Origin of the sequence: Pseudomonas sp. GM49 (assembly GCF_000282355.1) — a bacterium.
Taxonomy (GTDB): Bacteria; Pseudomonadota; Gammaproteobacteria; order Pseudomonadales; family Pseudomonadaceae; genus Aquipseudomonas.
Window position 1 is genome coordinate 1 of record NZ_AKJL01000084.1, and the last position, 8,080, is coordinate 8,080.

The following is an 8,080-nucleotide window of genomic DNA, read 5'->3' on the forward strand; positions in this document are numbered from 1 at the left end:
GCCGAGCCTGCACCGGTTGCTGCTGAAGTGGTTGAGGCAGCGCCTGCCCCGGCCGCTGAAGTGACTGCCGAGCCGGCTGAGTCGGTGATCCACGAAGCACCGCGCTCCGTACAGGACGCGGTAGAGCAACACGAGCAAGCCCAGGAAAAAGAGCACGAGCCTAAACCCCTCGTCTGATTCCATCGGCCACTAAATAGCCCCGCCTGGTAACCCAGGCGGGGCTTTTTTTATGCCTCTTCATCACACTACCCTTTGTGGGAGCGGGCTTGCTCGCTCCCACAGGGGATCACCTCCGGAACTACTTGAAGTTCAATGCCTCAGGCAAATCCACATCCCACAACACGCCGGGATCATCCACGGTCACTTCAACCACCCGCCCTTGGGCAAACAGCGGTTTGGCGCCACGATCCCCCGATAGCGCCATCAACCCCGCAGCGAAGTCCCGCCCGAACCCGACCGGATGCCCGTACTCACCGTCCTGCACGGGTACACTGATACTGTCATCGCTGATACCCGCCACCACTTGCTCGATACTGGAAGGCAGGATGAACGGCATATCCCCCAGCACCATCAGCCAGCCATCGAGTTGCTTGCAGGCCGCGACGCCAGCGGCAATGCTGTCCCCCATTCCCGTCGACTCGATCAGTACAATCTCGCAACCATAGGCCTGAGCCATGCGAATCACTTGCGGGCGGTCAGCAGTGGTGACCAGTACGCGCTTGTCCAGCGCCGCCGGCAGGTTGACCAATGTGTGCTCGATGACGGACCGCACCGCGCCATCACGCCCGGTGCAATCGGCCACTAACTTGTCCTTTTCGGCGCCCGCCACCTGACGAAACCGGCTGCCCTGCCCCGCCGCCAACACGATGACGCCGATGGACTCGCTCATACGTTCTCCTGCAGGATTTTCTTCTGTTTCAGTTCGACGCCATTTTTGACCGCCACGATTTCCGCCATCAGCGACAAGGCAATTTCCGCTGGATTATGACTGCCGATGTGCAAACCGATCGGACCATGCAAGCGGTCAATCGCCGATTTCGACAGCCCCAGTTGAGCCAGGTTTTCCCGGCGCTTCTGGCTGTTGACCCGCGACCCCAGCGCCCCGACGTAAAAAGCCCTGGAGTCCAGGGCCGTGAGCAGCGCCATGTCGTCCAGACGCGGATCATGGGTCAAGGCCACGATGGCCGTGCGTTCATCGGTCTGGATATTCAATACCGCCTCATCCGGCATACCTGAAACGAATCGTCCGTGCTGCTCTTCCCAGCCGTAGACGAATTCGGTACGCGGATCGCAAATCAATACCTCGAAATCCAGCAGCCGGGCCATTTCCGCCACATAGCGCGACAGCTGCCCCGCGCCGATCAGCAGCAAGCGCCAGCGCGGACCATAGATCGCACGCAAGGTCTGTCCGTCGAACGTCAACACGTCAGCTTTATTGGCCGGCCGCAAAAGCACTTCGCCGCTGGCCAGGTTCAGTTCACGCGCAACGATTTCATGGGCCTGGCAACGAACGAGCAACTGCTCGACCCAATCCCCATCGTCGATGCGTTCTTCGGTCAAGCGCAAGGTACCACCGCAGGGCAGGCCGAAACGTGCGGCTTCCTCGCGGGTCACGCCGTACGTGATCAGTTGCACCGGTGGCCCATCAAGCGCAAGGCGACCGTCGTGCAACCGGGCGATCAGGTCATCTTCGACACATCCGCCGGAAACCGAACCAATCACCATGCCGTCTTCACGCAAGGCCAGCATGGCGCCGGGTGCCCGGGGCGCAGTGCCCCAGGTTTCGACCACGCTGTACAACACCACCCGCTGACCGGCGCAATGCCACTGCAACACGCTGCGCAGGACGTTCAGATCGGCGCTGTCCATCAGGCTCCAGCCTTCTGCCAGCCCGACAGTTGATAACGAACCGGCAGGCTGCGGATGCGTTTGCCGGTGGCGGCGAAGATCGCGTTGCACAACGCCGGCGCAATCGGTGGCACGCCCGGTTCACCCACACCGCCCAACGGGACGTCGCCCGGCGGCGTCACCAGATGCACGGCCACTTCTTTCGGCGCCAGGGACATGCGCGCCACTTCGTACATGTGGAAGTTATCCTGCTGGACCTTGCCGTCCTTGAAGCTGATTTCCCCGAGCACCGCATTACCCAGGCCCATGACGCAGGCACCTTCGAATTGCGCGCGAATCCGCTCGGGATTGATCTGCGGCCCGCAATCGACGGCGATGTCGGCCTTGTGCACCACCAGCGTACCGTCGTCTTTCACCTCCACCTCGATCACCGCTGCCACATACGTCACGAAGCTGTAATGCACCGCCAGGCCCAGACCGCGCCCCTTGGGCAACTCACGCCCCCAGCCGGCGGCTTTGGCGGCAGTCTCCAGCACCGTGCGCAAGCGCGCGGTGTCGATCGGATAACGCTCGGGGGATTCGCCGTAGTTCCACTCTTCACTCAAGGTGCGTGGGTCGATCTGACGGTCCGGTCCGAGCAATCTGATCTGGTACTTCAGCGGATCTTCCCCGGCCTTGTGCGCCAGCTCATCGATAAAACTCTGGATCGCGAAGCCATGGGGAATGTTCGACACCGAGCGATACCAACCCACCCGGGTATGCACCGTTGCCTCGGGGTTTTCCAGGCGAATGTTGGGGATCGCATACGCCATGTTGGTGAATCCCATGCCCAGTTCGAACGCCGCCTCATGGTTCATGCCCGGCGCAAACAACGCAGTGATGCTCGGCGCCACCGTACGGTGCAACCAGCCGGACGGCAGGCCATCCTTGTTCAGGCTGGCCTTGAGGTATTCGGCCGACACGGTGTGGAAGTAGGAACAATGGATGTCGTCTTCGCGGGTCCATTGCACCCGCACCGCTTTACCGGGAAATTCCTTGGCGAGGATGGCGGCTTCGATGATGAAGTCAGGCTTGGACTTGCGCCCGAACCCGCCACCCAGCAGGGTCACGTTGAAGGTGACGTTGTCGAACGGCAGGCCCAGGCGCTCACCGATCCGTTCCCGGGTGACCTGCGGCGCCTGGCTTGGCCCCCAGGCTTCGCACGCACCGTCCTTGAACCGCGCGATGGCGACCATCGGTTCCATTGGCGACTGTGACAGATGCGGCAAGTAGTAGGAGGCTTCCAGCGTGCTGTCGGCGTTGGCCATGGCCTTTTCGATGTTGCCGGTATTGCGCACCACCTTGCCGGGCTTGAGCGAGGCCGCTTCAATTTCCTTGCGGTAGGCGATCGAGTCGTAGCGGGCGTTGGGGCCGTCGTCCCACTCGATTTTCAGCGCCTCGCGCCCCTTGATCGCCGCCCAGGTATTACTCGCCACCACGGCGATGCCCCCCAGGGGTTGAAACTCCGAGGGCAACGGACGGCTTTCGATCTGCAGCACCTTGACCACACCGGGGACTTTCATCGCCGCACTGTCATCGAAGCTTTTGACTTTGCCGCCATACACTGTCGGCCGCGCAATGGTCGCATAGAGCATGCCGTCGAAATGCACGTCGGCGCCGTACACCGCACGACCGTTGACGATATCTTCACCGTCGATGGCCTTGGTGCCTTCCTTGCCGATGTAACGGAACTCAGCAGGTTGCTTGAGCTTCAGGCTGTCGCGGGCCGGAACCGGCAAGGCGCTTGCGGCGGAGGCCAGGGCGCCATATCCGAGCTCTCGGCCAGAAGGCTCATGGACGACCTTGTGCAGTAGCGCATGGCATTCGTCGACCGGCACTTTCCATTGTGCGGCGGCAGCCTGTTCGAGCATGGCCCGCGCGGCGGCACCGCAGCGACGCATCGGCTCGTACCAGTGACGCATGCTGCGCGAGCCGTCGGTGTCCTGGTTGCCGAAGCGCACTTCATCGCCTGGGGCCTGCTGCACCTTGACCATCGCCCAGTCGGCTTCCAGTTCATCGGCCACCACCATGGTCAAACTGGTGCGCACACCCTGGCCCATCTCCGAGCGGTTACAGATCACGGTCACCGTGCCATCCGCGGCGATGCTCACATAGACCTTGGGATCATCAACCCAGCCGTGGGGCATGCCGTCGGCGCCGAACTTCTTGTCTTTTGCTTCGGCAAAAGCGTCCTGCCAGCCCCAACTCGCGGCGATCACCAGCGCCCCGGTCGCCCCCACACCCTTTAGAAAACCACGGCGACTGAGGTTGCTCAGGGCGAAATCATTCGGTAACCGGCTCATGCCTTGGTCTCCTTCAGGTGAGTGGAGGCCTGGCGGATGGCAGTCTTGATGCGGTTATAGGTGCCGCAGCGGCAGATGTTGCCGACCATCGCCTCTTCGATCTGTTCGTCGCTCGGGTTCGGGTTGGTCTTGAGCAGCGCCGTCGCCGACATGATTTGCCCGCCCTGGCAGAAACCGCATTGGGCGACCGCCGTGTCGAGCCAGGCTTGCTGCACGACTTTGCCGATCGGATCGGTGTGCAGGTTGTCGATGGTGCTGACGTTCTGTCCGACGACTGAACCGATGGGCGTGATGCAACTGCGTGCCGGAGCCCCTTCGATATGGATGGTGCAAGCCCCGCACAGGCCCAGGCCACAGCCGAATTTGGTGCCGTTATAACCGGCCACGTCGCGGATCGCCCAGAGCAGCGGCATGTCCTCGGTGACGTCGAGTTGATGGTCTTGACCATTGAGTTTCAGGGTAATCATGGGCACGCCCGCATAGTTCTCGAGTTATGGGGTCGAGCAATCTGCCGCTGGATCTCGGTGGGTCGCACGCAGATCGACTCAGGCTAATAGGCTCTCTTATGCGGACAAAGACGTCTGCACCGGGCCTTTGGTGGAGCAAGAGAGTGCATCGTTAGCTGACTAAGTTAACCGAGCATTAACAAAAAAGCCCTGCACAATAAACATCGTGCAGGGCTTTTTGATCCGTCCTGAAAGCTTAGCTCAATACCGGTTCGGCTCCATTTCCAGATCGACATGGAAACGCTCGAAAATGTCTTTCTGGATGCGCTGCGCCAGGTTCAGCAGTTGCAGGCCCGTCGCGCCGCCATAGTTGACCAGCACCAGCGCCTGCAATTTATGCACGCCAGCATCAGCCTCACGGAAACCTTTCCACCCTGCCCGCTCGATCAACCAACCGGCGGCCAGTTTCATCTGGCCATCAGGTTGCGCATAGGCCACCAGGTCCGGGTATTCGCCCTTGAGCCGTGCAGCCAGCGCCGCCGACACCAAAGGGTTCTTGAAGAAGCTGCCGGCATTGCCGAGTACGGACGGGTCCGGGAGTTTTTCGTTGCGGATGCTGCAAATGGCCTGGCTGACATCGCTGGCGGTCGGATGCTCAATGCCTTGTTCGGTCAGGCGCTGACGCACCGGTCCGTACTCGAGGTGCAAGTGCGCGGCACGGTCGAGAGCGAAACGCACACGCAGGATCAACCAACGACCCGGCTCCTGCTTGAACAGGCTGTCGCGGTAAGCGAAGTTGCACTCTTGCAGCGTGAAGTCGTGCAGTTCGCCGGTCTGGCGATCGAGGGCGGTCAGACCGGCGAACACGTCCTTGATCTCGACGCCATAAGCGCCGATGTTCTGCATCGGTGCCGCACCGACCGTGCCGGGAATCAGACTGAGGTTTTCCAGGCCGGACAGTCCCACGGACAGTGTGTGTTGCACAAAGGGATGCCAGGGCTCACCCGCCTCGGCTTCAATCACCACCTGGCTACCGTCATCGCTCAGCACGCGAATCCCGCGCGTGGCCATGCGCAGCACCAGCGAATCGATGTCCGCCGTCAGCAGCAGGTTGCTGCCACCGCCGATCACCAGCACCGGCACCTTGTGTTCCAGCCCATAGGCCAGCGCTTCACGCACATCGGCGTCACTATGGGCCTCGGCAAATAGCCGGGCCTGGACATCCACGCCAAAGCTGTTGAACGGCTTGAGCGAAACCTGCGATTGAACCTGCAAACTCATAACCGTCCCTTCAATTCGATCACCAGCAAATCGCTGGCGCGCTCGATCAGGTCCAGCACCTGCTCGAAGCCTTGTTCGCCGTCGTAGTACGGGTCCGGCACTTCATCGACTTCCGACTGGTAACGACGCAGAAACAGGTCCAGCTCAGCCTTGCCCTTGGTGGGCTGCAAGGCCTTGAGGTTGCGCATGTTGCTGTTGTCCATCGCCAGGATCAGGTCGTAGGTGGCGAAATCGGCGCGGGTGACTTGCTGGGCACGCTGGGCGGACAAGTCATAACCGCGCAACTTCGCCGCGGCCTGACTGCGCTTGTCCGGCGCCTTGCCGACATGCCAGTCACCGGTACCGGCGGAAGCGACTTCGACCCGATCGGCCAGCCCCGCTTCACGCAACTTGTGCCGCAGCACGCCTTCGGCCGTGGGAGAGCGGCAGATGTTGCCCAGGCAGACAAACAGGACCCGCATCACGCCTCCAGCAGGCGACGAACGCGCTCAAGGTCTTCAACGGTATCGACGCCGGCTGGCGGCGCGATCAGTGCGTCGGCCACGTGAATGCGCACGCCGTGCCACAGGGCTCGCAGCTGTTCCAGGCACTCGGTGTTTTCCAGCCAGCATGGACCCCAGCTGACGAAATCCTGCAGGAAACCGGCGCGGTAGGCATAGATGCCGATATGGCGGCGATACGGCACACCTTCGGGCAACTGCTCACGGTTCACGGCGAACGCATCCCGCGCCCAGGGCAAGGTGGAGCGACTGAACGTCAGCGCCAGGCCATTGAGGTCGCTGACGACCTTGACCACGTTGGGATTGAACAGGGTATCCGCGTCTTCGATCGGCTCGGCCAGGGTGGCCATGCGCGCTTCGGCGTGGGCCGCCAGGTTGGCGGCGACCTGATCGATCACGCTCGGCGGGATCAGCGGCTCGTCACCCTGGACGTTGACCACGATGGCGTCGGGCGCCAGGCCCAGCTTCATCGCGACTTCGGCCAGGCGATCGGTACCAGAGTTGTGATCTTCACGGGTCAGCACCACTTCGGCACCAAAGCCGTTGCAGGCCTCGATGATGCGCGCGTCGTCGGTGGCAACCACCACCCGCTCGGCGCTGCTCTTGCTTGCCTGTTCCCAGACGTGCTGGATCATCGGCTTGCCGGCGATCAGCAGCAGCGGCTTGCCTGGCAGGCGGGTGGAGGCGTAACGCGATGGAATGACGACGGTAAAGGCTGTGGTCATTTATCCAGGCGCTCGTCGGTGGTCAGGGTGCGCGCTTCGGATTCGAGCATCACCGGGATGCCGTCGCGAATCGGGTAGGCCAGGCCTGCACCCTTGCTGATCAGCTCGGTCTTGTCGGCGCTGAGTTTGAGCGGGCCTTTGCAGACCGGGCAAGCGAGGATATCGAGCAATTTGGTGTCCATGAGCATTCCCTGGAAAAAACGGAGTTAAGGCAACAATCGATCCGGCAGCAGGCGCATCAGCTGGGTGTCGAACCAGGCCACGAAGGCCGGCGACGGCACAGCATCGACCGCCAGGTACCACCAATCGGCGGCGGCAAAGGCACGGCATTTCACCGCGTCCTTTTCCGTCATCACCAACGGCAACGACGGTGTGAAATTCAAAGCCTCCACGCTGTATTCGGCGTGGTCGGCAAACGCATGTGGAACCGGCTGCCAGTGTAGCGTTTCGAGGGTCTTGAAGAAACGTTGCGGATTGCCGATGCCGGCCACCGCGTGCAGGGCCTGACCGCCGGGGAAATGGTCGAGGGGACGCCGTTCGCCGCTGCGCAGATTGACCAGCGCGGTGGGTTGCAATTGAAAGGCAAAACCATCCTCGCGGTCAGCCGCGGCACCGTTGTAGAGGACCGCGTCGACGCTTTGCAGGCGCTCCACCGGTTCGCGCAACGGCCCGGCAGGCAGGCAACGGCGATTGCCCAGGCCGCGGGTGGCGTCGATCAACACCAGCTCCAGGTCGCGGGCCAGGCGGTAGTGCTGCATGCCGTCGTCGGACAGGATCAGGTCCAGCGGTTCACTGGCCAGCAACGCTTTGACGGCGTTGCTGCGATTGGGGTCGATCATCAACGGCACGCCCGTGCGCTGGACGATCAGCAACGGCTCGTCACCGGCGAAATCGGCGCTCTGATCGGCCTCGACCCGCCACGGCAACTGCGGCGGCTT

General features: G+C 62.2%; 9 protein-coding genes. All 9 read right to left on the reverse strand.

Annotation, left to right across the window (positions count from 1 at the left end; genetic code table 11):
- Positions 1-298: 298 nt before the first annotated feature.
- Positions 299-889 (reverse strand): nucleotidyltransferase family protein, encoded by a 591-nt coding sequence (locus PMI29_RS21290; RefSeq protein ID WP_007995866.1) that lies wholly within the window; start codon positions 887-889, stop codon positions 299-301.
- Positions 886-1,869 carry an XdhC family protein gene (locus PMI29_RS21285; RefSeq protein ID WP_007995867.1) on the reverse strand — a complete coding sequence of 328 codons (984 nt, stop codon included), beginning with the start codon at positions 1,867-1,869 and terminating at the stop codon, positions 886-888. The genes PMI29_RS21290 and PMI29_RS21285 overlap by 4 nt, the downstream gene beginning before the upstream one ends.
- Positions 1,869-4,190: a xanthine dehydrogenase family protein molybdopterin-binding subunit gene (locus PMI29_RS21280; RefSeq protein WP_007995868.1), complete on the reverse strand. Its 2,322-nt coding sequence runs from the start codon at positions 4,188-4,190 to the stop codon at positions 1,869-1,871. Before PMI29_RS21280 ends, PMI29_RS21285 begins: the two co-directional genes overlap by 1 nt.
- Positions 4,187-4,657, reverse strand: coding sequence for a (2Fe-2S)-binding protein (locus tag PMI29_RS21275; RefSeq protein ID WP_007995869.1), 471 nt, complete (start codon positions 4,655-4,657; stop codon positions 4,187-4,189). Before PMI29_RS21275 ends, PMI29_RS21280 begins: the two co-directional genes overlap by 4 nt.
- 240 nt (positions 4,658-4,897) lie before the next feature.
- Positions 4,898-5,917, reverse strand: coding sequence for a UDP-N-acetylmuramate dehydrogenase (gene murB / locus PMI29_RS21270; protein WP_007995871.1), 1,020 nt, complete (start codon positions 5,915-5,917; stop codon positions 4,898-4,900).
- Positions 5,914-6,378, reverse strand: coding sequence for a low molecular weight protein-tyrosine-phosphatase (locus PMI29_RS21265; protein ID WP_007995872.1), 465 nt, complete (start codon positions 6,376-6,378; stop codon positions 5,914-5,916). The genes murB and PMI29_RS21265 overlap by 4 nt, the downstream gene beginning before the upstream one ends.
- On the reverse strand, positions 6,378-7,142 hold the full coding sequence (gene kdsB / locus PMI29_RS21260; protein ID WP_007995874.1) for a 3-deoxy-manno-octulosonate cytidylyltransferase: 765 nt from the start codon (positions 7,140-7,142) through the stop codon (positions 6,378-6,380). The genes PMI29_RS21265 and kdsB overlap by 1 nt, the downstream gene beginning before the upstream one ends.
- Positions 7,139-7,324, reverse strand: coding sequence for a Trm112 family protein (locus PMI29_RS21255; protein ID WP_003179363.1), 186 nt, complete (start codon positions 7,322-7,324; stop codon positions 7,139-7,141). Before PMI29_RS21255 ends, kdsB begins: the two co-directional genes overlap by 4 nt.
- 24 nt (positions 7,325-7,348) lie before the next feature.
- Positions 7,349-8,080 (reverse strand): tetraacyldisaccharide 4'-kinase (lpxK, locus tag PMI29_RS21250; RefSeq protein WP_007995877.1); only part of this gene is annotated, 732 nt, incomplete at its 5' end.